The sequence below is a fragment of the Arthrobacter sunyaminii genome (assembly GCF_018866305.1).
GTDB lineage: Bacteria > Actinomycetota > Actinomycetes > Actinomycetales > Micrococcaceae > Arthrobacter_B > Arthrobacter_B sunyaminii.
Map to the genome: position 1 here is coordinate 2,033,866 of NZ_CP076456.1, position 25,847 is coordinate 2,059,712.

The window sequence follows — 25,847 nt, forward strand, 5'->3', positions numbered from 1 at the left end:
GAGTTCGCTGGTTCGCTCAAGCGGTACCGGTCAAGAGATGCTGTAAGCCTTCGGCAGTTTCATGCCTCGTTCCTCCATGACTGCGCGAAGCAGAGTGGGGTAGTCGGTGATGATGCCGTCCACGCCCGCGTCAATCAGGTCATTCATGTCCTCGGCAGTGTTTACGGTCCAGGGGATAACAGGAAGGCCGGCCCGGTGGGCGTCCCGGATCATTTCGGCGGTAACGGTGGTGGTGATGGGGGAGAGGACGTCATATCCGGCAGCAGCGGCTGCCCGGGCAACCGATCCGTCATAGTCGTCAATGTCGATGCCGCCCAGCTGGGGTGCGGCTCCCGGCTGGCCCACCCCGAGTTCGGCGGCATCTCCGGCCAGGGCAACCAGCGTCAGCCGAGGTGCAATTTGTTTCACCAGGTTCAGGGAAGCCCAGTCAAAGGACTGGATGGTGGTGTACCGCTCCCGCCCGGATGCCTGGACCTCAGTCACCACCGCCCGTGTCAGGGCTTCCATGCCCGGGCCGCCCGCCTGGCCGTCCTCAACCTTGGTCTCCACATTGAACCGGATTTTCCGGGCACCGTAGGCGTCGGCCAATTCATAGACATCGCGCAGTTCGGCAATGCGGTTGCCTTGCACCACTTCCTGTTCGGGGAACCCGGGAAGCTGCTGATAGCCGCAGTCCAGGGTCTTCAACTGCGCCAGGGTCAGATCTGCCACACGGGCGCCGACGTAAGGGAACTGAGGATCTCCCGGTTGCACAGGTGCAGTGTCCCGGCACTTTTCGGCATCAATGGTGTCGTCGTGCCAGACCACCACCTTGCCGTCTTTGCTGAGGTGGAGATCCAGTTCCAGGGTGCTGACCCCCAGCTCCAATGCATGAGCAAAGCCGGTCAGGGATTCTTCCGTATATTCACCGCGTCCGCCGCGGTGCGCCTGCAGGTCAAAGCGGGTCTTTCCATGATGCCAAGCCGGCGGATTGTTGCCGTCGCCGTCGTCATCGCCCGTTTCATTTCCTGCACGCATCATTTGGACCATGATGTCAAAGATGCGGGTGTTCTCATAGACACCGGTCAGCAGATCAGACCCCGGCCCCATGGCTGTGAGCGGAACATCCAGTGCGGTGTGACCTCCGGTGCTCCAATCCACCATGAATTCCTGCTCCGCTCCGGCAACGGGCAGTGGCCCGTCTTCAGCGGAAGGACCGTCTCCCGACTCATCGGGTTCCTCTCCGGGCTCCGGGACGTCCACGGATTCAATGGTCATTCCACCGGTCTGGTGGTCGCCCACCACAATCAGCAGGGTTTCTCCGTCCTGCTCCGCGAAGTCCTTGGCCAACGCCACCGAACGGTCAAACTCGATGCCCGATTCGATGGTGAGCTCGGCGTTGTTGACGTGGCTGAAGGCATCAATTCCTTCCTCCTCCACCATCAGGAAAAAGCCCTCGTCGCCCGAAGTGAGTAGCTCCAGGGCTTTGGCGGTCATGTCCGTAAGCGGCACCGTGGGCTGGTACCGGGCTTCGATGTCGTCCCCGTACTGAAACATTTCTTCATTGGCAAAGAGGCCCAGCACCATCGAGGAATCCGCTGCCTGCAGGCCCGCCAGATCCCAGACATATTCGTAACCCATCGACTGAGCCTGCTCCACCAGGTTTCCTTCGGTGCCGGCGCTTTCCTCGGACGGGTCTTCGGCCGGGTTGTCCGGGTAACGGCCCGGATGACCTTCCGGATACCAGTAGTCCTCGCCTCCGCCAAGGATCACTTCGGGGCGGCTACTTTCCAGGAATTGCCGGGCAATGGCACTTTGTTCATCCCGGTCCAGCACGTGCGAACCAAATGCAGCCGGGGTTGCATCGGTGACGTTGCTGGTGGTGACGAGGCCGGTCGACTTGCCCAGTTCCTCAGCCACCTCAAGTGCGGTGGTAACGGGGCGCTGATCGATGTCGACCCCGATGGCACCGTTGTATGTCTTCACTCCGGTGGCCATTGCGGTGGCGGCGGCGGCTGAATCGGTGACGAATGTGCCCGGGTCGGCGGAGTTGGTGTGCACTCGGCCGGCCGCCGGCATGGAATCCATCTCGAGTTCTCCGGTCAGGCCCACGAGCGCCAGCCGGATGGCCTCCCGCTGCCCTGGTCCCATCCCGTCACCGACCATCAGGATGACATTTTGGGCCGAGGGGGATTCGTCTCTGCCTCCGTGTCCGCCTCCGTGCCCGTTGCCCTTGCCCGGGCCCTTACCGTCAACCGTTGTTGCTGCCGGTTGTTGGCCGGGCAGCTGGAGCCCGGTTAGCGGAGCCGTTCCGGACAAAACGACGGCGGCGACGGCCGCCGTCGTCACCGCCCGGACCATACTCTTTCCTGCGTTTGAATACTTCACAGCGACGACCTCCCAGAATGCGACGGCGGCCGGCAGTGTCCCGGCCGTTGGGCGCCCCCGATGCCCTGTGGCGTCAACAGTCTGTATGCAGTGAAGAAGTGTCAAGGGAAATGACACAAATTGGCAGGCGGCCGAGCGGCACTAGCTGCTCAGTTTGGTTGTGCCGGAAGAACGCTACGCGTTTGCCATGCGGGCGGACTCCGGGCTTGCCGGCGCCTGAGTTCCATGAGAGCCGGCATCCTGTGCGGACTCAGTTCCCGAAGAATCGCGCTTGTCGAGTTCTTCCGCGAGGAACTCCAGCCGGAACCGGGTTTCCAGTTCCGGCTCCCCCTCTTGCTGGTATTCGAGTTCGGCCTGGCGGTGGAGCTTGCTGTTGAGGATTTCCAGGGCGTCTGTAGTCAGGGCCTCAAGCTGCTCTGGAAACTGGTCCTGGGGAGTGAGTCTGCTGGAGAAAGTCATGGCACCAATCAGGGTTGGACGCGCCGCGGTGCGGCAGACGTCGACGAAGAGGAACGGAGATGCTTCCGGGGCTGCCGCGGCAGCTGCAGACGGTTAGGCCTGAATATCGAAAGTTGTGGTCCGCAGTGTTCTCAACGGTCACTCTTCGCATTTGAGGATACTCGGAGAAGGTGTCGCCGCCAACGACCGGCAGCAACTTTTCTGCGTGTCCTTTGGTGCGCCGTTTGTGCTCCGCGAACCCGCGGTCCGGCAACCGCCTGTCTGCCGTCAGTCCCCGACGCCAAGCATGGACCGCAGTGTCCTGGCGTTGCGGACGGCGTGGCCCTCGCCGTCGTTATTGAAATAGACGTACACATCCTTGTCCATGGACTCCCACTCCCGGATCCGGTCCGCCCACCACTGCAGGTCATCGTCGCTGTAGGAGCCTGCGTAGAGGTGCTCATGATCAGGCCCGTGCATACGCAAATAAACGAACGACGCCGTGGCACGCAGGTTGCAGGGAAGGTTGGCTCCGCTCATAACGGTATATGCGGCATCATGGAGTTCAAGAAGGCTGTAGACGTCTTCGGTTTCCCAACTCGGATGCCGAAATTCGACCGCGGTCCTTATCCCGTCGGGCAGGGAGCTGAGGAAGTAGTCCAAACGGGCGTCGTCGCGCTCCATGTTGGGAGGCAACTGGACAATCAGGACGCCGGCTTTCTTCCCCAGCTCATTCCAGCATCGGCTGATTCTGCCGATCCATTCTTCAGGTTCACGCAGCTTTCGCGCATGGGTCAGGCCTCTTGGTGCCTTGACAGAAAAACGGTAGTCTTCGGGCAATCTGTCCCGATAGGCAGCAAAGGCGGGCTCGCGCGGCCACCGGTAGAAGCTCCCGTTGAACTCGACGGTGTCGAACTCCGCGGCGTAGGTCTCCAGCCAAAGACGGTTTGGCAGTCCAGGCGGGTACAGGACGTTCCGCCAATCGGTGTAACTCCACCCGGAAGTGCCGATGTACAGAACCATGCCCCTAGCCTGCCTCGCCGTTTACCGTTTGCCCGCGCTGTGTCCTACTCGAAGCGTGTGGGGTCGCCGGTACCGTAGCGCACGATTTCCGGTTCGCCGCTCGAAAAGTCGATGACGGTGGTGAGTTCCGGCGGGCAGAACCCCGCATCCAGGACAGCGTCTACCTGGTGGTCCAGCCGTTCCTTGATTTCCCAGCCCTCGGTCAGCGGATCCTCCTCGCCGGGCAGCAGCAGGGTGCTGGAGATCAATGGCTCACCGAGTTCTTCCAGCAACGCCAAAACAACTTTGTTGTCCGGAATGCGCACGCCCACTGTCTTTTTCTTGGGCTGTGACAGCCAGCGCGGAACTTCTTTTACCGCCGGCAGAATAAAGGTGTAGCTGCCCGGTGTGACGGCCTTGATGCTGCGGAAAATGTCGTTGTCCATCTTTACGAACTGGCCGAGTTGCGCGAAGTCATGGCACATCAGGGTGAAGTGGTGCTTGTCGTTCAGATTGCGGATGGAGCGGATGCGATCCAGTGCGTCCTTATTGCTCAGCTGGGCGCCAAACGCGTAACAGGAATCTGTAGGGTAGGCGATCAGCCCACCGGAGCGCAGGATGGCGACCACCTGGCCGATGGTGCGCTGCTGCGGATTTTCAGGGTGAATGTCGAAATATCGTGCCATGTCTTGAGCTTACCGCCGGCCGGTTACGGAGATGAGGAGAATGATCAGAAGGGCGGGGGAGTATCCCCGTAATCGTCTGGACCTGAACCTGCCCCGCCCGCATCCACTCGTTTCAATGCCGGGAGCCCTTTCGGGGGAGGCATGGCAGGCTGCAGTCCCCCCGTTGCCAGGGTGAGGTGTGGATCGGTGCGGTAGGTCCGCCCGCCGGGTGAGGTCCACTCGATGATCCCGGGTGCGTGTTGTCGGGCTTTCCAGAAGCCGCGGGTTTTGAACATGTGGTGTCGTCGGCAGAGATGTTCCAAGTTGTCGTGGTCGGTGGTTCCGCCGTGGGACCAGGGTTTGGTGTGGTCAATCTCGGCGATCACGGCGTTGGTCCGGCAGCCGGGAAACCGGCAGGTCCCGTCGCGGGCACGGAGCCAGCGTTGCAGTCCGGCCGGGACTTTCCGGCGGCGTCCGACCCGCAGGATTTCCTCGGTGTCCGGATGCCGTTCCACCGGCGTCCAGTGCGCTGCCTGCCGGGCAAGCCGGCGGGCAGTTTCGGGACTGATGTGCCCGTAGCTGTGGAGTTCGGCCGGTTGTTCGTCGGCACCGAAGAGGGTTTCGGCGGTGATGAGGACCAGGATTTCGGTTCGGGCCCGGGCTTTGGTGTCCATGGTGGGGTTTTCGTGGGTGTCATCACCAGCAACCACAGCAGCCGGGTCGTCAGCAGCCGCATGGCCGCCTTCTCTGCTTCCGCAGTCTCCACCGTCGAGCAGGTCAGCCAGGATGTCCGCCCGCAGCTCATCCACCCGCCGCGGATCTCCGGCAGCCTGTTCACCCCGGGCAGCGGTCGTCAGCTGCGTATAAATCAGCTGGGCACGTGCCGCCGGCAACAACGCCGACAACCATGACATGCCATCCTCATCCGGCGCCAGACAAACCCTTCGCCGCTCAAACGCTGTCTTATGCCGGACGCTAATTGTTTCCGGATACGCCTGTTCCCGCATCCGGCGGGCCTTCACCCGGAACTGGCTCGGCGTCTGACCCGCGGCCGCAACCGCCAGCAGATCCTTTTCAAAGCCAGCCAGCTCAGCCTCGGGGACATTCTGGGACTGGTCCAGCACCGTCTGCACATGCGCGTAACTGAGGGTGCCCGCTTCCAGGCCGGCCAGCGTTGCAGTGTGGGTGGAACACAACTGTCCGGCGTCGCTCATCAGCATCTTCGCGGTGTTGGCGGGCAAGCACAGGATCGCGGCAGCTTCCTCCGCAGCAAGACTGAACGTCAGTCCCGGATCCTCCCTGCCGATGTCTTCGAGCAGGTCATCGCGGAAGACTGTTTCCATCCGGTGCAGGATTTTCGCTTGCTGGGCTTGAGCCCACCTCACCAAAGCATCCAACCGGGACAACACAGCCCCGGCTTCGTCCTGGGTCAGGGACTCCGTACCCTGCAGGACTATAGCTCCGGTCAAACCGTCCCGATCGGACGGACCATGGGCAGGGGCCGGAGGGAAACCGTCTCGGTTAGAACCTGCATCATCGACCCTGCGCGAAGCTGCGAACACCGACCGGCTGGACACACCATGCTGCCCGGTACCGGATGCATCACCGGTGCCGCCGCGTCGAAAAGATCCGTCCTGACCCATGCCTTCAAGCTTTCACCTGCCACCGACATTTCCGTCCCGAAAACGGCCCCAAAATGGCCTCAACAGGGGCTTTTCGGGGTCTTGAAATACCCGTCTTTTCTCGGCAACTACCTAGTTCCCGGAGGGACAGGACGCGGGACAAGACGGACGGGCCTCTTCCCTTCCGATCCGATAGAAAACCCGGACCGGAAGGGAAGAGAACTTCTCAGTAGAGCTTGATGCTGCCGCCGTCAGCCATCAGCGTCTGTCCCGTCAGGTAGCGCGACTCGTCGCTGGCCAGGAAAGCCACGATCGGAGCAATGTCAGTCTCCGGGTCACCCAGGCGTCCCAGCGGAACACCGTTCACAACTTCCTGGTACGCCTCGGGGTAGGCCTTGCTCCACTGGACGATGCCGGGAGTCAGGGCCACCGGGCTGACAACATTGACGCGGATACCGTCCGCCGCCCACTCGTTCGCTGCCGTACGGGTGATCGCACGGATGGCTTCCTTGGCCGCGGCATAGGCAACCTGGTTTGGCAGACCCTTGATGCCCGCACCGGACCCGAAGTTGATGATGCTGCCGTGAGTCTTCTTCAGCTCGGGGTGCGCGGCCTGCATCAGGTACAGGGTGGCCATGGTTCCGGTGCCGAAGGAAAGGTTCCAGATTTCCGGGGTCGTTTCCAGAATGGGAGCCTGCTTTGAGGCATGCGCGTTGTTGACCAGAATGTCCAGCTTGCCGAAGCGCCCCACGGTTTCAGCGACGATTTCCGCAGCGCTTTCGGGCAGTGAGATGTCCTTGCAGATGAAGATGGCTTCACCCAGATCGGCCAGCTCCGCCACCAGCTTGTCGCCCTGCTCCTGGTTGATGTCCACAATGGCCACCTTGGCACCTTCGGAAAGGAAGTGGCGGACAATTCCCTGGCCAATCCCGCCTGCACCGCCGGTGACGATGGCCGTTTTGTTGCTGAGTTTCATTGTTGCTCCTTCTCCGGGTCGGACGGCGTATTCTGCGCTGTCCGGAGGTTTTCATGGGTACGAGCCTGTATGCCGCGCAGAAAACTGTCCACGGCATAGTCCAGGCTCCTTCGGGAAGCGTCATAGGTGATGCCGCGCCTCCGGAAAGCGCTGGCCATGCTTTCAGGTTCCGCACCGCCGTCGTCGTCATCATTAAAGCGGACGACGGCGTTGGGCCGGGACGGGCGGTGCACGCCGGGTCCCGGGTTGGCAGCAAGGGCCAGGGTTGACGTTCCTATCACGACAGCGGAGATCCCCACCACGCAGTCGAAGCACTCCTCATCGGACAATCCGGCGTCCTGCAGCGCACGAAGCAGATGCTCCAGCTCACCGGTCGGGGCCATATCCAGAAGACGGCTTGGACCAAGGACAATCTGCAGCAGCCAGGGATGCTGTACGAATCCCTCCCAAAGCGACTCCGCCATGGTCCGAAGCATTACCTGCCAGGACGCCGGGGGAGGCGGGATGAGCTCAGTGCGGCGGGCAGCCAGGCCGGCCATTGCCAGCAGCAGGGACTCCCTGTTTCCTACGTGCCGGTACAAGGCCATGGGAGACACGCCGAGTGTCTCGGCGATGCGCCGCATGGAGACGGACTCCAGCCCCTCCTGGTCGGCCAGGGAGACGCCGCACGCCGCGATGGCACGGGCGGACAGCTCGGGGCGGTGCTGTGCTCCAGGGGGCGTCAACATGTATACAGCGTATACCCGAGGCGGCCCCTTTCGTGTCCGGCACGCCTCCGGTGATGTGATCTTATTCTCACGGAACTTTGCGCTCATGTTCGGTCCAGCAGATGGAAATGCGCGCCGGTCAGCCAAATGCGGGCCGGCTTCTACATCTGTAACAGTGCCGCCGTCAAGACAGATCACAGAAACCCGTTGTATCTTGGGCGGATGCGACAAAACAACTCCTCCATGCTGGGCAGACTCGGCACCTCCGGCCGGCTGGTGTTGTTCCTGCTGGTAAGTGCTTTCTGCGGCGCACTGGTGGCCGGGATCTTCATCCCCACGGCTGCCGTCGGTGCCACGGGTGCAAACATCGTCCTCGATGCCATGGAAGACCTTCCCGACGAGTTCCAAACCGGACCGCTGGATGAGGGCTCCAAGATCTACTCGGCAGACGGCGTGCTGCTTGCCTCGTTCTACGCCCAGAACCGGATCCCGGTGACGCTGGACCAGATCTCGCCGTCCATGCAGGACGCGATCATCTCCATCGAGGACAACCGGTTCTACGAACACGGGGGAGTTGATGCCAAGGGCGTTGCACGCGCACTGGCCTCCAACCTGACCAAGGACAGCACACAGGGTGCCTCCACACTGACCATGCAGTACGTGAACAACGTACTCATCGATCAGGGTGTTGCTGAAGGCAAGAGCGGCGAAGACCTCACCATCAGCGGAACCAAGAACTTCACCGACAAGATCCGTGAAGCAAAGCTCTCCCTCGCCGTAGAGAAGGAGTACTCCAAGGACGAGATCCTGGAGGGCTACCTGAACATCGTGCTCTTCAGTGGCCGCACCTACGGCATTGAAGCCGCGGCCCAGAACTTCTTTGGTATTCCCGCCGCCAACTTGAACGTTGCCCAATCGGCCATGCTCGCAGGCATGGTGCAGTCACCGAATAACTTCAACCCGTTCACCAACCCGGAGGGCACCCGGGACCGCCGCGACGCGGTGCTCGCTGCGATGCTGCGGTACGACAAGATCACGCAGCAGGAGTACGACGCCGCGGTTGCCTCCGATCTGCAGCTGAACCCCCAGCCCGCAGCCCACTCCGGCTGCGTGGGGGCCGACATGGCCGAGTACTTCTGCAGCTACGTGGAGCAGGTCATCCTGGCGTCCGAAGAGTTTGGCGTGGATGAAACAGCCCGTGCCAAACTACTGGCCCGCGGCGGCCTAACGATTACCACCACGCTTGATTCGCGGCTCCAGGAACAGGCCCAGACCCAAATCGAGGCCCAGGTGCCCATTGGTGATGAATCCGGAGCAGGCTCGGCCATGGTTTCTGTGGAACCGGGAACGGGAAAAATCCTGGCCATGGCCCAGAACACCAATTACACGCCTGAAGAAGGCGCCGGAAACACGCAGCTGAACTTCAACGTTGACTCGGAAATGGGCGGCACCGCTAATGGTTTCCAGCCCGGATCCACGATGAAGCCGTTCACCACTGTTGCTTACCTTGAGGCCGGTGGAAGCATCGACGACGTTGTTGATGCTTCCCGCACCACATACCCGGCCGGTTATGACTGGACTGCCAGCTGCCTGCCGGAAGATGCATACTTCGACGAATGGAAGTTCAAGAACGCGCAGGAGGGCTACGAACGCTCCATGACCGTGGGTGACGGGCTGACCTGGTCCGCTAACACGGCCACCGTAGCCCAGGCCTCGCAGCTGGACCTGTGCGACATCCGTGACGCCGCCACCCGCATGGGCGTGCACCGCGCCGTCGACGGCGAACCCCTGGAAGTGAATAATCCCTCCTTCGTCCTGGGCAGTCAGGAAGTAACGCCGCTGACCATGGCGGCTGCTTACGCGACCTTCGCCAGCGGCGGCGAGTACTGCGAACCCATCGCGCTCACCCAGGTCAGCGATTCCCGGGGCAATGCCTACAAGGTCCCCGAGGAACAGTGCGAGCGTGCCATTTCCGAGGAGATTGCCAAGGAAGTGTCAGAACCACTGCAGAACCTGGTGAACAGCGGTCCCGGCGCCTTGGAGCCCCTGGGTGTTCCCGCGGCCGCTAAGACCGGCACCACCGACGTCTCCGAGCAGACCTGGACCGTGGGCTACACCCAGGGCATCTCGACCGCCTCATGGGTGGGCAACTGGACGTCCTATTCATCGCTGAACAATCTGCCCATCAACGGCGTCGCACGCAGCTACGTGGACGGCTCCACCATCGCAGGCGCGCAGTGGACTGAATACATGCGGGCCGTGGCTCCTCTTTATTCCACCGGTGAGCTGACAGATCCCAACCGGGTTCCGGTTCCGTCCCCGCAGCCGGAACAGCAGCAGGCACCGCAGGAAGAACAACAGGATAATCCGGCGCCTGCCCCGGAAGCCTCGCCGGAAACCGAACCTGCCCCGGTTCCGACCAGCGAACCTGCGCCGGCAGCCCCGCAGACGCCGGAACCGTCTGCGCCCGCCGCATCTGCGCCCGCTGCGCCTGCTCCGGCCGCGCCTGCGCCCGTCGCTCCTGCGCCGGTGCAGCCTCCCGTCGACCCCGCACCGGCAGCCGCGCCTGCGGATGGTCCTTAACAGCGCCGGTCATGGCAAAAAAATGCTCCGCAGCCTTCAGGCTGCGGAGCATTTTGCTGTTCCGGACACCACCGGTGGAAAGCGGTGCCTTGTGCCGCAGTGGAACTCCCCGCACTCTGGATGCATGAAACTCATGCAGCACCACGGCAACTTCCCTGTCCCGTCCCAGCGCCGGGAGCTCGTCCTGCCCGCAGTCAGTGCCAAGACACTGGCCATCGGTGCGTTTTCGCTGGGAGCTGTTGCCATGGGCGCGGTGGCGGTAGGGGCCCTGGCCATCGGCAAAGCCTCCGTCGGCCGGGCCGACATCAAGGAGCTGTACGTTGGGCGGCTCCAGGTGGACGAGCTCGTGGTGGTGGAGTCCACCGGACCCGAGCTGGGACTGTAACAACTTCCCCTGGCCGGTCAGAGACGCCGCCCCCCCGTTCGTGGCCAAAGCCCGCCTGCACCTAAGATGGCAGGGGCACTAAGCACCCTCCGGAGCTTACCGGCGGGGTTCAGACCCTTCAGTAAAGGAATTCAAGATGATCGGTTTCATTGTTGCAGGACTCATCATCGGCGCACTCGCCCGGCTGTTCAAGCCCGGAAAGCAGAACCTGAGCCTGCTGGCAACGCTGCTGCTCGGTCTCGCCGGCTCCGTCATTGGCGGTGTGATCGCGAATCTGGTGGGCACCGGAGACATCTTCGAGCTCAACGTTTTCGGCTTCATTGTTGCCGTGATTGCTTCAGTCCTGCTGGTCGGCGTCGCCGAAACTATGTCCGGACGCGGCAAGGGACAGGTTCGACCCTAGTACTTAGCGCTGGTACTTAGCCGAGAACAGTCCGCGTCAGGAACGAATTAACGAACTTGCCCCGGGGGTCCATGCGGCGGGCAAGATCGGAGAAGTCCCCGAACCGCGGATAGAGTTCCTGCAGCTGCGGCCGCTGGAGGGTGAACAGTTTCCCCCAGTGCGGCCGCGGCCGAAGGGGAGCAAGAGCAGCCTCCATGCGCCGCAGCAGGGCCTCGACATCCGCCTGCATCGGCTTCCATGTGAAGTGGAACGCCACTGAGTCCGGTCCGTAATTGGTGCTCAGCCACAGGTCGTCACCGGACATGGTCCGGATTTCGCAGACCTGCAGCAGGGGAGCGATCTGAGCGGCCATTCCGCGCAGGATTTCAATCCCTTCCACGGCAAAGCGGCGGTCCATGAGGTACTCGCTCTGCAGCTCGTCGCCGTTGCTTGGCGTAAAGGCGAGCCGGAAGTGTGACAGGCGGTCCGACCAGGGACCGGGCATGCCCATCTGCTGCGAGCAGTTCACGGCACTGATGCCCGGCAGCGGGTGCATGGGTTCAGCTGCGGCAGTCCCGCCGAAGAAATCCACTTTCCCGGCGTACGGCAGTTCGGCATCCGTGCGGCTCTTGAGCCACACCTGTGAAGCGTTTGGCCCGGCCAGCGAGCTGAAGATGCTCACGCTGTAGGCCGCAGACGTGATCTCATCGAAATTCTCCGCCACCGAGCTCCAGGGCACGTCGGTGAAGACGTCCTGGCGGACCTCGTACGCCGGTTGAATATCGAGCGTTATCCGGGTGACGATGCCCAGCGCCCCAAGGGAGACCACCATGCCGTTGAAATCGGGACTTGACCTATCCACCTGCAGGAGCTCGCCGTCGGCGGTCACCAGTTCCAGCGCGGCCACGGCGGTGGCCAGGTTTCCGTTCCGGTTGCCGGATCCGTGGGTCGCCGTCGCGACGGCCCCTGCTACGGAAATGTGCGGCAGCGACGCCAGGTTGTGCAGGGCATAACCGCGTTCCACGAGAAAGCCGGCCAGATCTCCGTAGCGGATGCCCGCGGGCACCGTCACGGTCAGTGCAGCCTCATCCAGCACCGGTGCACCGGTCAGCTTCTCCAGATTCACCATCAGCCCGGCCGAATCCGCTATGTCGTTGAACGAGTGCCGGGTGCCGACAGCCCGAACGGACGGCGCCGACGCCACAAGGGCCTGCAGTTCCTCCACGGTGGCGGGCTGTGCAATTTCAGCCGCGGAGTAGCGCAGGTTGCCGGCCCAGTTGTATTCCTCAAGCATTTTTGATGCCTTCCCTATGTGCAGGCCGGCAACCCGGACTGAATGTGCCGCGATAAACAGTGCCGCAGGCCCTAGAACCCCTGTGCCAGGCGATAGTACGCCTGGTTCATTTTCAATTCGTTGACGAACGCGGACGTGGTGGTGGAGTCATCGATCATAGCCAGTTCCACATCCGCGATCTGCGCGAAATCCTCCCACACTTCCCGTCCCAGGGCCGTGGACATGACGGTGTGGTGCGCGCCGCCAGCGGAGAGCCAGCACTCGGCAGAAGTCTCGAGGTCCGGAGCGGGCTTCCAGACGGCGCGGGCCACCGGAAGGTTGGGCAGGTCCTGCTCGGGCACCACATTCTCCACGAGGTTGGCGGTGAGCCGGAACCGCTCGCGCATATCCGCCAGGGAAACGACGACGGCGGGGCCCGGGTCAGCGGTGAACACCAGACGCACCGGGTCATCCTTGCCGCCGATGCCCAGCGGGTGGATTTCCAGCGCGGGCTTGGAGGTGGTCAGGGACGGGCAGATTTCCAGCATGTGGGCGCCGAGGATGACCTCGCTTCCGGGAACCAGGTTGTAGGTGTAGTCCTCCATCAGGGACGCGCCGCCGGGCAGGCCTTCACCCATGACCTTGGCAATACGGACCAGGACAGCGGTCTTCCAGTCGCCCTCGGCGCCGAATCCGTAACCGTCGGCCATCAGTCGCTGCACGGCCAGGCCGGGGAGCTGCTGCAGGGCGCCCAGATCCTCGAAGTTGGTGGTGAAGGCACCGAAGTTGCCGCTCTCCAGGAAGGAGCGCAGCCCCAGCTCCTGCCGGGCGCCGTAGCGCAGGGACTTGTGGCGTCCGCCGTCGCGCCGCAGTTCGGGAACGACGTCGTACTGCTCTTCGTATTCGGCAACCAGGGCGTCGATGGCCTCTTCGGTCACCGCGTCCATGGCCTCGGCGAGCTCGTTCACGGACCAGGTGTTGACGGAGACCCCGAACTTCACCTCGGCTTCGGTCTTGTCACCCTCGGTGACGGCGACGTTGCGCATGTTGTCGCCGAAGCGGGCCAGTTTGAGGTTGCGGATTTCATGCCAGCCGGCTGCGGCGCGTGCCCAGGAATCGATCTTGGCCTGAACGCGGGGGCTGGAGACGTGTCCCACCACGGTCTTGCGGCTGATGCCCAGGCGGGAGGCCATGTAGGCGAACTCGCGGTCACCGTGGGCGGCCTGGTTCAGGTTCATGAAGTCCATGTCAATGTCCGCCCACGGCAGCTCCACGTTGTGCTGGGTGTGCAGGTGCAGCAGCGGACGCTGCAGCTTGGTCAGTCCGCGGATCCACATCTTGGCGGGGGAGAAGGTGTGCATCCACGCGATGAGCCCAATGCAGGCCTCCGAGGAGTTCGCCTCAAGGATGGTGTCCTGAATGGCATCGGAGTCCTTGAGGACAGGCTTGAACACAATGCGGTAGGGGATGGCTTCGGCGTCGTCCAGCTGGCGGGCAATGTCGGAGGCCTGTTCGCGGACCTGGGCCAGGGTGTCTTCGCCGTAGAGTCCCTGGCTTCCGGTGAGGAACCAGATTTCGCGGGCAGGAATGGTGTCAATGGTCATGATGATGTCTTTCGTGAGCGGGGTGGGGAGGAGCGCTATTTTTGGCCGTATACGTTCTGGTAGCGCTGGTACAGATGGTCAATGTCCGTTTGCGGGATGGGCAGCAGCTCGCCGAGCTGGCGGCTGATGTGAACGGTTCGGGCCACCTCTTCGCACAGGACTGCGGATTTCACGGCGGACCGGGCGTCCTTGCCGATCGTGAATACCCCGTGGTTCTTCATGAGGATGGCGGTGGAACGGTGCCCGTCCAGGATGTCCACGATGCCGCGGCCAATGGAGTCGTCACCGATCAGGGCAAACGGGCCCACGGGGATTTCCCCGCCGAATTCGTCGGCCATCATGGTCAGGACGCAGGGGATGGCTTCGCCTCGGGCGGCCCAGGCGGTGGCGTAGGTGGAGTGCGTGTGCACAACGCCGTGGACAGCCGGCATGTGCCGGTAGACGTAGGCATGGGCGTCAGTGTCCGACGACGGCGAGCCCCCGCCGTCGACCGCTGTGCCGAACAGATCGGTGAGGACCATGTTCTCGGGAGTGAGCTCGTCGTAGGAGACCCCGGAGGGCTTGATGACCATCAGATCCCGGCCCGGTACGCGGGCGGAGATGTTGCCTGCGGTCCACACCACCAGTTCGTTGCGGGTCAGTTCGCCGTGCAGATCACTGACCTGCCTGCGGAGCCGGTCAACAGTGCCCAATACATCCTGAGTGGCCGTCACAGCGCGGGTTCCATTTCTTCTGAGGCGGTTGTTGGGGCATGGCCGGCAGCTGTGCGTTGGATGGCCTTGAGCCGGTGCATCACTTCATTGGCGCCGCGGCCAAAGTAGTCGTGGAGGGTGGTGTATTCGGCGAAGAGCTCGTCGTAGGCGCGAACATTTTCCGGAATGGGCCGGTACACGCCGCGGCGAACCCGTCCCATGGCGGCAGCGGCTGTGCGGACGTCCGGGTACGCGCCGGCGGCAACTGCGGCATGGATGGCGGAACCCAGCGCGGGGCCCTGCTGCGAATCGATCACGGACAGCGGCAGGTTGATGACGTCAGCGTAGATCTGCATCAGCAGCGGGTTCTTTAACAGTCCGCCGGCCACCACAAATTCCGTGACCGGAACACCGCTGGCATTGAACGCCTCAATAATGGTGCGGGTGCCGAAGGCCGTGGCTTCCAACAGCGCCCGGTACATGTCCTCAGGCCGGGTAGCCAGGGTTTGTCCCACAAAGACGCCGGACAGTTCGTGGTCCACAAGGACCGAGCGGTTCCCGCTGTGCCAGTCCAGGGCCACCAAACCGTGCTGGCCTATGACCTGCTCGGAGGCAAGTTCAGTCAGGTACTCGTGGACTCCGAGGCCTGCTGCGGCGGCCGCGTCCACGTACCGCGGCGGAACGCAGTTGTTCACGAACCAGCCGAAGATGTCACCCACTCCGCTCTGTCCTGCTTCGTAGCCCCAAAGACCTTCCACGATGCCGCCCTGCACAGCTCCGCACATGCCAGGGACTTCAGCGAGTTCCTCGGCGTTCATCACATGGCAGGTGGAGGTGCCCATGATGGCCACCATCTGACCGGGCTGCACGGCGTTGGCTGCGGGAGCTGTGACGTGGGCGTCCACGTTTCCGACGGCGACGGCGATGCCCTCGGGGAGCCCCGTCCAGGCCGCTGCACGGGCTGAGAGCGTGCCGGCGGGGGAGCCGAGCTGGCCGATGGTGTGCTCCAGCTTGTCCCGGACGAATCCGGCAAATCCCGGATTAAGGGCGGCGAGGTAATCCTCCGACGGATACTGGCCGTCCTGGTAAATGCCCTTGTAACCGGCGGTGCACGCGTTGCGGACGTAGGTGTCGGTGAGCTGCCAGACAATCCAGTCCGCAGCCTCAACCCAGTGGTCCATGGCGGCGTACACTTCGGGGTCCTCTTCAAGAACCTGCAGGCCCTTCGCGAACTCCCACTCCGAGGAAATCAGGCCGCCGTAGCGTCCCAGCCAGGACTCACCGCGCCCGGCTGCGAGGGTGCTGATCCTCACGGCCTGGCTCTGGGCAGCGTGGTGGCGCCAGAGCTTTACGAATGCGTGCGGCCGTGTGGCAAATTGGGGGAGCTCATTCAGGGGTGTTCCGTCTTCGATGACGGGAACCATGGTGCAGGCAGTGAAATCGGTGGCGATGCCAATGACGTCCGCGGCATCGACACCGGCACTGCGCAGTGCTGCCGGAACAGCGCTCTGCAGCACTTCCACGTAATCCTGCGGCACCTGTAGGGCCCAGTCCGGAGGCAGCCGGACGTCCGAGCCGGGAAGGGTCTGCGTGATGACGGCGTGCGGATACTCATGAACAGCGGAGCCCAGTTCCGCTCCGTCCGAGACCCGCACCACCACGGCACGTCCTGACAAGGTGCCGTAATCGACCCCCAGCACGTACTTCTCGTCCGGTTGGGGGTTACTCATGGTGCCTCCTGGCGCGGGGTCCGCAGAAATCGTCATTGATCAGTCGTGTTAGCGCTAACAATTAGACGTGGGCTGCGTCACGATGTCAAGGGCAGTGACGGTGCGCCTATTCCTCCCTAGGGGCGCGGGGGAGCAGTACTGGCCCGGATGACAAGCTCCGGAAGCGGTATGCCGGGACCCTCCTGGTTCTGCACCCCAGGATCACCGGACCCGGCGATTTCCTCAAGCAGCAGATCGATGCAGTAGCTGCCCATACGGCGGTAGTCCTGGCGGATGGTGGTCAGCGGCGGCAGAAAGTACGCTGCCTCGGGCTGGTCGTCGAAACCCACCACGCTGATGTCGCCGGGTACGCTGATGCCGCGCTCGTGCAGGGCACGCATGAAGCCCAGTGCCATCTGGTCATTGGCCACGAACACAGCCGTGTAGGTTGCCGCATCAAACTCGAGGCCGATCCGGTAGCCGGATTCCGCCCCCCAGTCGCCGGCTATGGGCGTGGCAGCAGCCAGCCCCCGTTCCTCCAGTTCGTCCCGCCAGCCCGCGGCCCGCCGCTGGGCGTCCATCCACTGTGCAGGTCCGGATAAATGGGCAATCGAGCGATGTCCCAGATCGGCCAGGTGGGCCACGGCCATCCGCGCGGCGTGCTCCTGGCTGCCCTCGGGCGCCAAACCGCTGGCTACAATCTCAAGCGGGATTTTCAGTTCCAGGGTGCGGAAGAGATCCACCCCGGCCTGGACGGGAGCCACCACCACAATGCCGTCCGGGGCCTGATTCAGCAGGTGGTTGACTGATTCCACCATGGCGGTGCGGGTCATCTCACGAAGCCCTGCCACGCTGACGAAGTATCCGTTCCGGAAAGCCGCCTCCTGCAGGCCGAGCAGAGTACTCGCCGGTCCGTACTGCTCCAGTTCCGTGATGATCACGCCAATGACCTTGGAGGAGCGGGTGACAAGTGACCTGGCCGCAGCATTCCGCCGGTAACCCAATTCATCTATGGCAGCCGATACCCGCTCCTTGGTGTCCGGTCTGACATTGGGGTGATCGTTCAGCACCCGGGAAACCGTCTGGTGGGAGACACCGGCAACCCGGGCAACGTCTTCCATGGTCGGGACGGGTCGGGACGGGGCGCGGCGTGACGGAGGCATTGATTTCTTCCAGTAGGCACAGCCGGAATCAGCCGGGGGCTGTCATCAGCTGCTGCGAATTGCGGTGGCTGGCTGCCGTGAAACTATCCGGCGCTGATCGAATAGGAGAACCTATGTTCGTCGCCTGGCTCCAGCACGATCAGATCCGTACCGGTGTTGAACGCGTCCGGCGGGCACGTCATCGGCTCAACAGCCATACCGCGCCGGCCAAGTTCTTCACCGGAATAAATCTGCAGCCAAACGGATCCCTCGCGGCCGGCCGGAGTTGAGAGAACCGTCGCCGCGCCTGTGGCGGGATCGCGCAGGGTGACCTGCCAGCCGTCGTCGGGCAATCCCGTGAACGCGTGGTCCAGGCTCATCCCGCCCAGGAGCCGGGGCAGCGAAAAATCAAACTCCGACCCCGCGGTTTCCTTCAGCTCCAGCGGCAGGAGCCGGTCATCGGTCATCAGGACCTGTGCTGCCGTGAAGCTGACCTCGCACTCGTCCACGGCTTTGTCTCCCGCGGCAAGGTACGGATGTGAGGAGACTCCGTAGGGGGCGGCGGTGCGGCCCGCGTTGGTGGCCTGGATCGTCACGGTGAGGCCGCTGTCCGCAGCAAGCGAGAACTCCGCCCACAGGTGCAGCTGGTGCGGATAACCGGGCTGCCCGTGCAGCACATTTGTCAGGATCACTGAACCGGCGGACTCCCCGGCGACCTGCCACTCGTCCCACACCACCAGGCCGTGGAGCGCGGTGCCTGTGGATGCCTCGTTGACGGGGACCTCGTAGGTCCGGCCCCGGAAAACATACTTGCCGCCGCCAATCCGGTTGGGCCACGGAGCCAGCGTCTTTCCGGCATAGGCATGCGGCACTTTGTCGGGATCAAAGGGGAGCACCAGGGAATGCCCGCCGTAGGACAGGCTCTGGATCCCGGCACCCACCGTGGCTATTCCAGCCGTGTAGGCACCGGCCTCCAGCGAAATGATCCGGCCATTGGGGCTGATTGCACGATTCAAGGCGATTCCTGTCGGGGCGGGGTTTGAAGGTGCGAAGGAGCGCATTCTCCGCGCACCTTGGAGTTTACCTGTGGAGACCCTACTCCTGCGCCGCGGCGGACGACATCACAGCGGAGCTGAGGCGGCCGTCGCGCATGCCGGCCACAGCATCGGTCAGCGGCACAAAGTCCATGTCATGGGTGACCATGACCGTTCCGAAGCCAAACTCCCGGGTCAGGTGAACCAGCAGCTTCACGATGCTCTCGGAGCGTTCATGGTCCAGTGCCGCTGTAGGCTCATCCACCAGCATCAGCGCCGGGCTTCCCATGAGGGCACGGGCGATGTTGACCCGCTGCCGCTGGCCGCCGGAAAGCTGGTGCGGGCGCTTGTCCGCCGCGGAGGTAAGGCCCACCAGATCCAACAGGTCCAGTGCCCGCGGTCCGGATGCTGAAGTGCGTTGTCCGCGCAACCGATCAGTGATGATCAGCTGCTCCACCGCCGTCAGCGAGGGCAGCAGATTGGGTTGCTGGAAAATCAGTCCCACCCGGCCGCGGCGCAGGGTGGTGCGGCCGGCGTCGTCCAGCGTTGAAGTATCCACGCCGGCCACTTCGACCCGGCCGGCTGTGGGACGGATCAGGGTAGCGGCCACGGCCAGGAGGGAGGACTTGCCGGAGCCTGAGGGTCCCACCAGGGAGAGTATCCCGCCGGCCGGAACGTTCAGGCTGACATTGTCCAGGGCCTTGAGCGTTCCCCCGCCGTCAGGGTATTCCAGGGTGACGCCGGTCAGTGACAGGGCAGGGAAAACAGACATTGTTGAGTCCTTTCGAGAGGGGTTTGCTGAGGCGGCCATCGTTAGTTCCCGCCCAGGGCGGTGAGCGGGTCCACCTTGGTCACGCTTCGGACGGCGAGCGCAGCTCCGGCCAGGCCAAGCAGGACAATTCCCAGAACGGGCAGGACCGTGGTGGCTGCGGTGACGCTGAACGGGGCCAGCTGTGCCGCAACAGCGCCGATGCCGACGCCGGCCAGGCCGCCCAGGAGCGCACCGCTGACCAGTACGATCGCGGCTTGGGCGAGTGCATCCCGGAGCAGATAGGACGATGAACCGCCCAGGGCCTTCAGCACTGCGATGTCCCGGGTTCGCTGCACGGTCCAGACGGTCAGGAACGCGACAATCACCAGCGCGGAGATGCCGTAGAGGAACGCCTGCATCAGGAGCAGTGATCCGTTTTCTGAGCGGTAGGATCCGAGTGCATTGAAGGAACCGCGAACGTCGGTGGACACGGTCCGGGCCAATGCATTGGCGGCCTCTGCGGCGTCGGACGCGGCGGTGGAGACGATGACCGTGGCAACGGGGGCTTCCGGCAGGGACGCATCATCGGTGTGGGCCACCTGCTGCCAGGTCTCCAGGGACGCCCAGGCCACGGGGGTGTGACTGTACCAGGAGTCTTCGGCGACGGCACTTACGGTCAGGCTGCGGCCGCCCAGGGCTACGGTTCCGCCCACCTCCACACCCAGGTCCTGCGCGGTGGAGGCACCGAGGATGACTCCGCCGTCGTCCACGCTTTGGGGAGCCAGCGCGGAACCGGGCTCGACGCCGAAGACGGCCACGTTCGCGGTGGATTGTGCCACCGCCCGGGTCTGGGTTATGCCGAGGGGCTCAGCTCCCTGAACCCCTTCGGTGTTCCGCCAGTCCCGCAGTTGCCCGGCAGTGACCACGGATTCGGTGTAGGAGGCCTTGGCCTCGGTGTTGCCGGGAGCGCCAAAGGCAACGGAGTTGATTCCGTGGTCCTGCAGCCCGGCCACCGCACCGGTGTTTTGGTTGCCCAGCCCGGCGGTCAGCCCGGAAAGCAAAACCAACAGCAGCGAAATCAACGCCACCACGCTTCCCATCAGGGCGAAACGCCCCTTGGCGAAGCGGATGTCACGAAGTGCGAGATACACGGCAGTTCCTTCCAGATCGTCGGCCGGTATGTCCGGCCTGTTGTCCTTGTCTTCCACCGTCCCGCTAAACCGGCACCGTTCCATCGGACGAGCGGTCGATCCGCACCGATTGTTGGGCTGAGCCTGCGCTCCACCAAACGGTTGATGTGCCCGGGATCGGGGGAGCCTAGGCTGGACCATATGAGTGCTGCCTACCCACGGACCGACGGCGCTTCCCCCGGCGACGTGGTGCTGCGGGCACTGCGCATCGCCCTGCACACCGCGTTTGCCGGTCTGCTCCTGCTGGCGGTGATTCAGATGAGCATGACTGCGCAGGCCTGGCCGGTTCGCGCGTGCGCCTATGCGGGAAGTGCGCTGCTGGCCGCTGTGTACGTCGCAGGCACCGTAATTGAGAGCCGGCACGCCTCCACCGGCAGGGGACCGGATCCCCGCCGCTACGGCGCAGCCTGGCTCGCTGTGGTGACAGTGCTGTGGCTGTGCCTGCTGGTCATCAGCCCGGAGTTCTCTTGGCTGGCCTTCCCGCTGTTCTTCCTGGACCTTCAGCTGCTGCGGACCATCCCGGCGCTCGCCGCCGTTCTGGTCACCACTGCCGCCGTGATTCTGGCGCAGTGGGCGCGCACCGGTCAGCCGAGTGCAGCCGCCTTCCTCGGTCCGGTGATCGGTGCACTGTTCGCGGTCGTCATGGGCAGCGCGTATTCATCCCTCCACCGTGAAAGCGTCAACCAGCGCCTTGCGCTCGCGGAGCTGAACCGCACGCGCGGCGAGCTGGCCGCGTCCCAGCACTATGCCGGAGTACTGACGGAGCGCGAACGATTGGCCCGGGAAATCCACGACACCCTGGCCCAGGGTCTTTCCAGCATCGTCCTGCTCTCCCGTGCGGCCGGAAGCGCCCTTGATGCAGGCGACCCGGCACTGGCCAAAGAACGAATCGGGCTGGTCCAGAGCACCGCCGCGGAGAACCTCGCCGAGGCCCGGAGGTTCGTCCGCGGCCTCGCTGAGGCCCCGCTGGAGCGGGGTTCCCTCGACGCGCGTCTCGCTGCATTGTGTGCGGATACTGCGCGGCGGGCCGCTGCCGGCGTCGGGTCGCTGCGGTGCATCTTCCGGGTGGACGGGACCCCGGTTCCCCTGCATCCCGCTTATGAGGCCACTCTGCTGCGGGCAGCTCAGTCGCTGCTGGCCAATATTGAGGCCCACGCCGGCGCGTCCAACGCGGTGGTTACCCTGGAATACTCACCGGACTCCGTGGCGCTGGATGTGTTCGACGACGGCGGGGGCTTTGATCCGGAGGCGCTCCCCACCGGCCCCCGGGCCGACGGCTCGGGCTTTGGCCTGCTCTCCCTGCGCGAGCGGATAGCCGACCTGCACGGCTCCCTGAGCGTGGAGTCGGCGCCGGGCGAGGGAACTGTGGTGGCGTTGCGGCTTCCGCTGGATGCAGCCACGGACTCCGCCGTGATTCCCGGGGCTAACGCATGACCGGCCTCCGCGTCCTGCTGGTGGATGACCACCCGGTGGTCCGGGCCGGGCTGAGGGCCATGCTCGGTGATTTCGACGGACTGGAGGTAGCGGCAGAAGCGGCTGACGGAGCTGCCGCCATCGCAGAGGTGGCCCGCCAGGAAGCTCTGGGTACGCCGTTTGATGTGGTGCTGATGGATCTGCAGATGGGATCCGGCCTGGACGGCGCGGAGGCGACGCGGCGGATCAGGGCAGCGGGCGGTCCGCCGGTCCTTATTCTCACCACGTATGACAGCGACGCAGACATTCTTGCCGCCGTCGACGCCGGCGCCGCCGGTTACATGCTGAAGGACGCGGCTCCGGAAGAAATCCGTGCTGCTGTCGCAGCAGCTGCGCAGGGGCGGACGGCGCTTGCTCCCCAGGTGGCCGGACGCCTGCTCGGTCAGCTGCGCAGTCCGGAAACTACGCTGAGTCCGCGTGAACTGGAACTGCTTCAGCTGCTGGCCGATGGAATGGCCAACCGCGCGATGGCCCGGCAGCTCTTCATTTCCGAGGCCACGGTCAAAACGCATTTGGTGCACATCTACGAAAAGCTCGGCGTGGACAACCGTACGGCTGCCGTCAACGAGGCGCGGAAGCGGCGGGTCATCCGGCGTTAAGAGCCCAGCGGATTCAGACCCGGGCAGTGGGGGAAACCCGCGTCAGGCGGTGCACTCGGGCTTCCCACGGCCGCAGCACCTTGGGGTCGCCGGGTTCCCTGTAGTTACCCAGCACCAGTTCCGGACCGCCCAGATAGGCGGGCACGGGAAGCAAACCGGCGGAGACGTTGCACATGATGGTCAGTTCCTCGTTGCCCAGGCGGCGCCGGAAGGCAAAAAGCTGCGGGTCGTTGGGTTCCAGCATTTCAAAGTCCCCCAGGGATACCACCAAGGATTCGTGACGCAGCTGGATCAGCCGCTGATAGTAACGAAAAATTGACTTTTCGGAGGTCCTGTCCGCCGCGGCGTTAACGGACCGGTAATTGGGATTGACGTCGATCCAGGGTTTGCCTGCACTAAAACCCGCATTGGGGGAGTCATCCCACTGCATGGGAGTTCGGGCGTTGTCACGGCTGACCTTTCCCAGTGTGTCCAGCACATGTTCCTCGTTTATGCCCCTGGCGACCGCGTAGTCATAGTAGGCGAGCGATTCCACATCCCGGTATTGGTCCAGTGACGTGAAGCCGGCATTGGTCATTCCGATTTCGTCGCCCTGGTAAATGAACGGCGTGCCGCGCTGCAGATGGATCACCGTTGCCCACAGGGTGGCTGATTCATATCGGTACTCGGCGTCATCGCCGAAACGCGACACCGACCGGGGCTGGTCGTGGTTTCCCACATAGAGGCTGTTCCAGCCGCGGTCCGCCAGCGAGCGCTGCCACCGGTTCGCGATCGTCTTGAAGTCGCGCAGCTTCATGGGCAGGTGGTCCCACTTGCCGCCCGGCCCGTGATCCAGGCGCATGTGCTCGAACTGGAAGACCATGTCCAGCTCCCCGCGCAGGGAGTCGGTGAACAGCACCGCCTCCTCCACCGTCACGCCGTCGGTCTCTCCCACCACCAGATACTCGCTGGTCCGGAAATCGAAGACCGCCCGCATCATCTCCTGGATGAACTCGTGCACCCGGGGACCGGAGACGTAGAAAGGAGCCCCGTTCGCGTACATCCCGCCGCTTCCCACCGGGCTGTCCGGCAGTGTGGGCCGTTTGGAAATGAAGTTGATGGCGTCCATGCGGAACCCGTCAATGCCCCGGTCCAGCCACCAGTTCATCATTTCGTAGACACGGGTACGGACGCGGGTGCTTTCCCAGTTCAGGTCCGGCTGGTGGGGACTGAACAGGTGCAGGTAGTACTGCTCCGTTCGGGGGTCATATTCCCATGCGCTGCCGCCAAAGATGGATCCCCAGTTGTTCGGTTCGGCGCCCGGGTTATCGGGAGAGAATCCCCGCCGCGGATCCCGCCAAAAGTAGGAGTCCCGCGACACGTTGCTGCGGGATGACGATGAGACCACAAAGGCCGAGTGCTCATCGGAGGTGTGGTTCACCACCAGGTCCATGATCAGTTTCATGCCGCGCCGGTGCACTTCGGCCAGCAGATGGTCGAACTCCTCTTCGGTGCCGTACAGGTGGTCGATGCGCCGGTAGTTGGAGATGTCATAACCGTTGTCATGCTGGGGAGACTGGTGGATGGGGGAGAGCCAGATGACGTCCACCCCCAGCTCGCTGAGGTAGTCCAGACGCTCAATGACACCCGTGATATCGCCGATGCCGTCCCCCGTGCTGTCCGAAAAACTCCGCGTGTAAATCTGGTAGACGACGGCGCTGGTCCACCATGCCGGCAGATACGGGTTCCTCATGGGGCGGCGGTCCTTTCGCAGGCCGGATGGGTAGAAGTTTATGTCCGCGGCAGCTCACCGAACAGGGAAGGGGAGTCTTGCGGCGTCTGCTGCCCGGAGAAAACCTGCGGCCGGTCCCCCCGCAGGCATGAGAGAAGAGCCACACTTACCGGTCTTTGTTTCACTCTCGATTTTCGGGAGGCGTAACGTTGTTCCGCCGGTTCATCAGGGGCCTGCCCGGCACAATATCCTTCTCACCATGACCCCGGGACAAGACAACAGGAGTATGCGGTGACGCGCGGCGTTTCGGAATCCGGCCAGAGACTGTGGACCAAGGGGTTCGTCCTGGCCATCATCACCAACTTTTTCCTCTCGCTGGTGTTCTACCTGTTGATGACCACCATGGCGCTTTATGCCGTTGAGCAGTTCTCCGCCTCGGACAGCGCCGCCGGTTTTGCCTCCGGCTCCTTCGTCATCGGGGCTCTCGTGGCCCGGGTTTTCAGCGGAAAGTTCCTGGACTTCATCGGGCGGAGGCGCCTGCTGCTGGGCGGCCTGGCGGTTTTCACGGCGGCCGCCCTGCTCTATCCGCTGGCGGACAGCCTGGCCGTGTTGCTGGCCATCCGACTGTTCCACGGTGCTGCCTTCGGTGCGGCCAGCACTTCCATTTCCGCGTCCGTCATGGGACTGATTCCGGTCCGCCGCCGCGGAGAAGGCACCGGATACTTCGGCATCTCCACCACACTGGCCACCGCCGTCGGCCCCTTCCTGGCCGTGCTGATTGTGGACACCATGACCTACGATTTCCTGTTCCTGACCAGCGCCGCCTGCGCAGCCCTGGCCCTGGTTGTTGCCCTGATGCTTCGGCTGCCCGAACGCACGCCGACGGCGGCGGAACAGGCGCGTAAGTGGCATCTTCGCTTTGCGGACATTCTGGATCCTGCAGCCTTGCCCATTGCCTCCGTGATGTTTGTGGCAGGTGCCTCATACGCCGGCATCCTGACGTTCCTGAACTCCTATGCCAAGGAGGAGAATTTGGTGAGCGCAGCCAGCGCCTTCTTCCTGGTGTACGCCGCCGTGGTGCTGCTTTCACGGCTGTTCATGGGACGGCTGCAGGACAAGTACGGGGACAACGCCGTCATTTATCCAACGCTCGTCTCCTTTGCCGCCGGCCTGGCCATGCTGGCCTGGGCACCCAACGGCCTGGTGCTGGCAGCGGCAGGAGTGTTTGTGGGCATCGGCTTCGGTGCCCTGGTTCCCACCGCCCAGGCCATCGCCGTGACCATGGCGCCGCCGCACCGCATTGGCCTGGCAACCTCCACCTACTTCATCATGATGGACGCCGGCGTCGGCCTCGGCCCGCTTGCCCTGGGTGCGCTGGTGTCCGTCACCGGGTTCCACGGCATGTACTGGCTGCTGGCCGGGTGCATCTTAGCCGCCACGGTGCTCTACCACTTTGTCCACGGCCATAAGCGCTACCGCCGCAGCACTGAAGTGCCGGTTGACGTACCTGCCTGACCTGCCCCCCCGCCAGTAGGCAACCGG

Annotated in this window: 22 protein-coding genes; 6 read left to right on the forward strand and 16 right to left on the reverse strand. The window is 63.7% G+C overall.

Translation table 11 applies throughout. The annotated features are described in order from the left end of the window. Window positions 1-30 precede the first annotated feature (30 nt). The 7 genes from KG104_RS18210 to KG104_RS09125 form a co-directional block, all read right to left on the reverse strand. On the reverse strand, window positions 31-2,367 hold the full coding sequence (locus KG104_RS18210) for an alkaline phosphatase (RefSeq protein ID WP_273545190.1): 2,337 nt from the start codon (window positions 2,365-2,367) through the stop codon (window positions 31-33). Between the two features lie 174 nt (window positions 2,368-2,541). Next, a complete protein-coding gene (locus KG104_RS09100) occupies window positions 2,542-2,826 on the reverse strand; it encodes a hypothetical protein (RefSeq protein ID WP_207346803.1) in 285 nt (94 codons plus the stop codon). A gap of 267 nt (window positions 2,827-3,093) precedes the next feature. Next, window positions 3,094-3,828, reverse strand: a complete 735-nt coding sequence (locus KG104_RS09105; protein ID WP_104161042.1) for a DUF72 domain-containing protein — start codon at window positions 3,826-3,828, stop codon at window positions 3,094-3,096. Window positions 3,829-3,872: 44 nt separating this feature from the next. Further along, window positions 3,873-4,493, reverse strand: coding sequence for an L-threonylcarbamoyladenylate synthase (locus tag KG104_RS09110; RefSeq protein WP_104054317.1), 621 nt, complete (start codon window positions 4,491-4,493; stop codon window positions 3,873-3,875). Window positions 4,494-4,537: 44 nt separating this feature from the next. After that, a complete protein-coding gene (locus KG104_RS09115; RefSeq protein WP_237686814.1) occupies window positions 4,538-6,115 on the reverse strand; it encodes an HNH endonuclease signature motif containing protein in 1,578 nt (525 codons plus the stop codon). Window positions 6,116-6,320: 205 nt separating this feature from the next. Then, the gene (locus KG104_RS09120) at window positions 6,321-7,070 is read right to left on the reverse strand and encodes an SDR family NAD(P)-dependent oxidoreductase (RefSeq protein ID WP_104054315.1); all 750 of its coding nucleotides are present in this window, start codon (window positions 7,068-7,070) and stop codon (window positions 6,321-6,323) included. Continuing rightward, entirely contained in the window at window positions 7,067-7,798 is a 732-nt protein-coding gene (locus KG104_RS09125; protein ID WP_207346805.1) for a TetR/AcrR family transcriptional regulator, read from the reverse strand. The genes KG104_RS09120 and KG104_RS09125 overlap by 4 nt, the downstream gene beginning before the upstream one ends. Window positions 7,799-7,999: 201 nt before the next feature. On the opposite strand from KG104_RS09125, the gene KG104_RS09130 reads away from it, so the two are divergent. The 3 genes from KG104_RS09130 to KG104_RS09140 all read left to right on the forward strand — a co-directional run bounded on the left by KG104_RS09130 (window position 8,000) and on the right by KG104_RS09140 (window position 11,148). Beyond that, window positions 8,000-10,360: a transglycosylase domain-containing protein gene (locus KG104_RS09130; protein ID WP_237686815.1), complete on the forward strand. Its 2,361-nt coding sequence runs from the start codon at window positions 8,000-8,002 to the stop codon at window positions 10,358-10,360. Window positions 10,361-10,484: 124 nt separating this feature from the next. Beyond that, a complete protein-coding gene (locus KG104_RS09135; RefSeq protein WP_207346806.1) occupies window positions 10,485-10,745 on the forward strand; it encodes a hypothetical protein in 261 nt (86 codons plus the stop codon). A gap of 136 nt (window positions 10,746-10,881) precedes the next feature. After that, window positions 10,882-11,148: a GlsB/YeaQ/YmgE family stress response membrane protein gene (locus tag KG104_RS09140; RefSeq protein WP_104054313.1), complete on the forward strand. Its 267-nt coding sequence runs from the start codon at window positions 10,882-10,884 to the stop codon at window positions 11,146-11,148. Window positions 11,149-11,164: 16 nt separating this feature from the next. Here KG104_RS09140 and KG104_RS09145 read toward each other — a convergent pair whose 3' ends face one another. From KG104_RS09145 to KG104_RS09180, 8 genes are all read right to left on the reverse strand, one after another. After that, window positions 11,165-12,421, reverse strand: coding sequence for an FAD-binding protein (locus tag KG104_RS09145; protein ID WP_207346807.1), 1,257 nt, complete (start codon window positions 12,419-12,421; stop codon window positions 11,165-11,167). Between the two features lie 71 nt (window positions 12,422-12,492). Next, complete coding sequence (araA, locus tag KG104_RS09150) at window positions 12,493-14,004, reverse strand: L-arabinose isomerase (protein WP_104054311.1); 1,512 nt, start codon at window positions 14,002-14,004, stop codon at window positions 12,493-12,495. A 35-nt stretch (window positions 14,005-14,039) separates the two neighbouring features. Next, complete coding sequence (locus KG104_RS09155) at window positions 14,040-14,717, reverse strand: L-ribulose-5-phosphate 4-epimerase (RefSeq protein WP_104103545.1); 678 nt, start codon at window positions 14,715-14,717, stop codon at window positions 14,040-14,042. Beyond that, window positions 14,714-16,426, reverse strand: a complete 1,713-nt coding sequence (araB, locus tag KG104_RS09160; RefSeq protein WP_207346808.1) for a ribulokinase — start codon at window positions 16,424-16,426, stop codon at window positions 14,714-14,716. The genes KG104_RS09155 and araB overlap by 4 nt, the downstream gene beginning before the upstream one ends. A gap of 116 nt (window positions 16,427-16,542) precedes the next feature. After that, entirely contained in the window at window positions 16,543-17,568 is a 1,026-nt protein-coding gene (locus tag KG104_RS09165; protein WP_207346809.1) for a LacI family DNA-binding transcriptional regulator, read from the reverse strand. An 83-nt stretch (window positions 17,569-17,651) separates the two neighbouring features. Next, window positions 17,652-18,563: an aldose-1-epimerase gene (locus KG104_RS09170; RefSeq protein ID WP_207346810.1), complete on the reverse strand. Its 912-nt coding sequence runs from the start codon at window positions 18,561-18,563 to the stop codon at window positions 17,652-17,654. A 79-nt stretch (window positions 18,564-18,642) separates the two neighbouring features. Then, window positions 18,643-19,353 (reverse strand): ABC transporter ATP-binding protein, encoded by a 711-nt coding sequence (locus KG104_RS09175; protein WP_104161052.1) that lies wholly within the window; start codon window positions 19,351-19,353, stop codon window positions 18,643-18,645. A 41-nt stretch (window positions 19,354-19,394) separates the two neighbouring features. Then, complete coding sequence (locus KG104_RS09180) at window positions 19,395-20,483, reverse strand: ABC transporter permease (RefSeq protein WP_207346811.1); 1,089 nt, start codon at window positions 20,481-20,483, stop codon at window positions 19,395-19,397. 180 nt (window positions 20,484-20,663) lie between these two features. On the opposite strand from KG104_RS09180, the gene KG104_RS09185 reads away from it, so the two are divergent. Continuing rightward, on the forward strand, window positions 20,664-21,956 hold the full coding sequence (locus KG104_RS09185; protein ID WP_207346812.1) for a sensor histidine kinase: 1,293 nt from the start codon (window positions 20,664-20,666) through the stop codon (window positions 21,954-21,956). After that, window positions 21,953-22,594, forward strand: a complete 642-nt coding sequence (locus KG104_RS09190) for a response regulator (RefSeq protein ID WP_207346813.1) — start codon at window positions 21,953-21,955, stop codon at window positions 22,592-22,594. The genes KG104_RS09185 and KG104_RS09190 overlap by 4 nt, the downstream gene beginning before the upstream one ends. A gap of 13 nt (window positions 22,595-22,607) precedes the next feature. Here the strand turns inward: KG104_RS09190 and KG104_RS09195 are convergent, their stop codons facing one another. Then, window positions 22,608-24,326 (reverse strand): glycoside hydrolase family 13 protein, encoded by a 1,719-nt coding sequence (locus KG104_RS09195; protein ID WP_207346814.1) that lies wholly within the window; start codon window positions 24,324-24,326, stop codon window positions 22,608-22,610. Window positions 24,327-24,596: 270 nt separating this feature from the next. Here KG104_RS09195 and KG104_RS09200 point away from each other — a divergent pair, with 270 nt between their 5' ends. Then, window positions 24,597-25,820: an MFS transporter gene (locus tag KG104_RS09200; RefSeq protein ID WP_237688567.1), complete on the forward strand. Its 1,224-nt coding sequence runs from the start codon at window positions 24,597-24,599 to the stop codon at window positions 25,818-25,820. The last annotated feature ends 27 nt before the right edge of the window (window positions 25,821-25,847 follow it).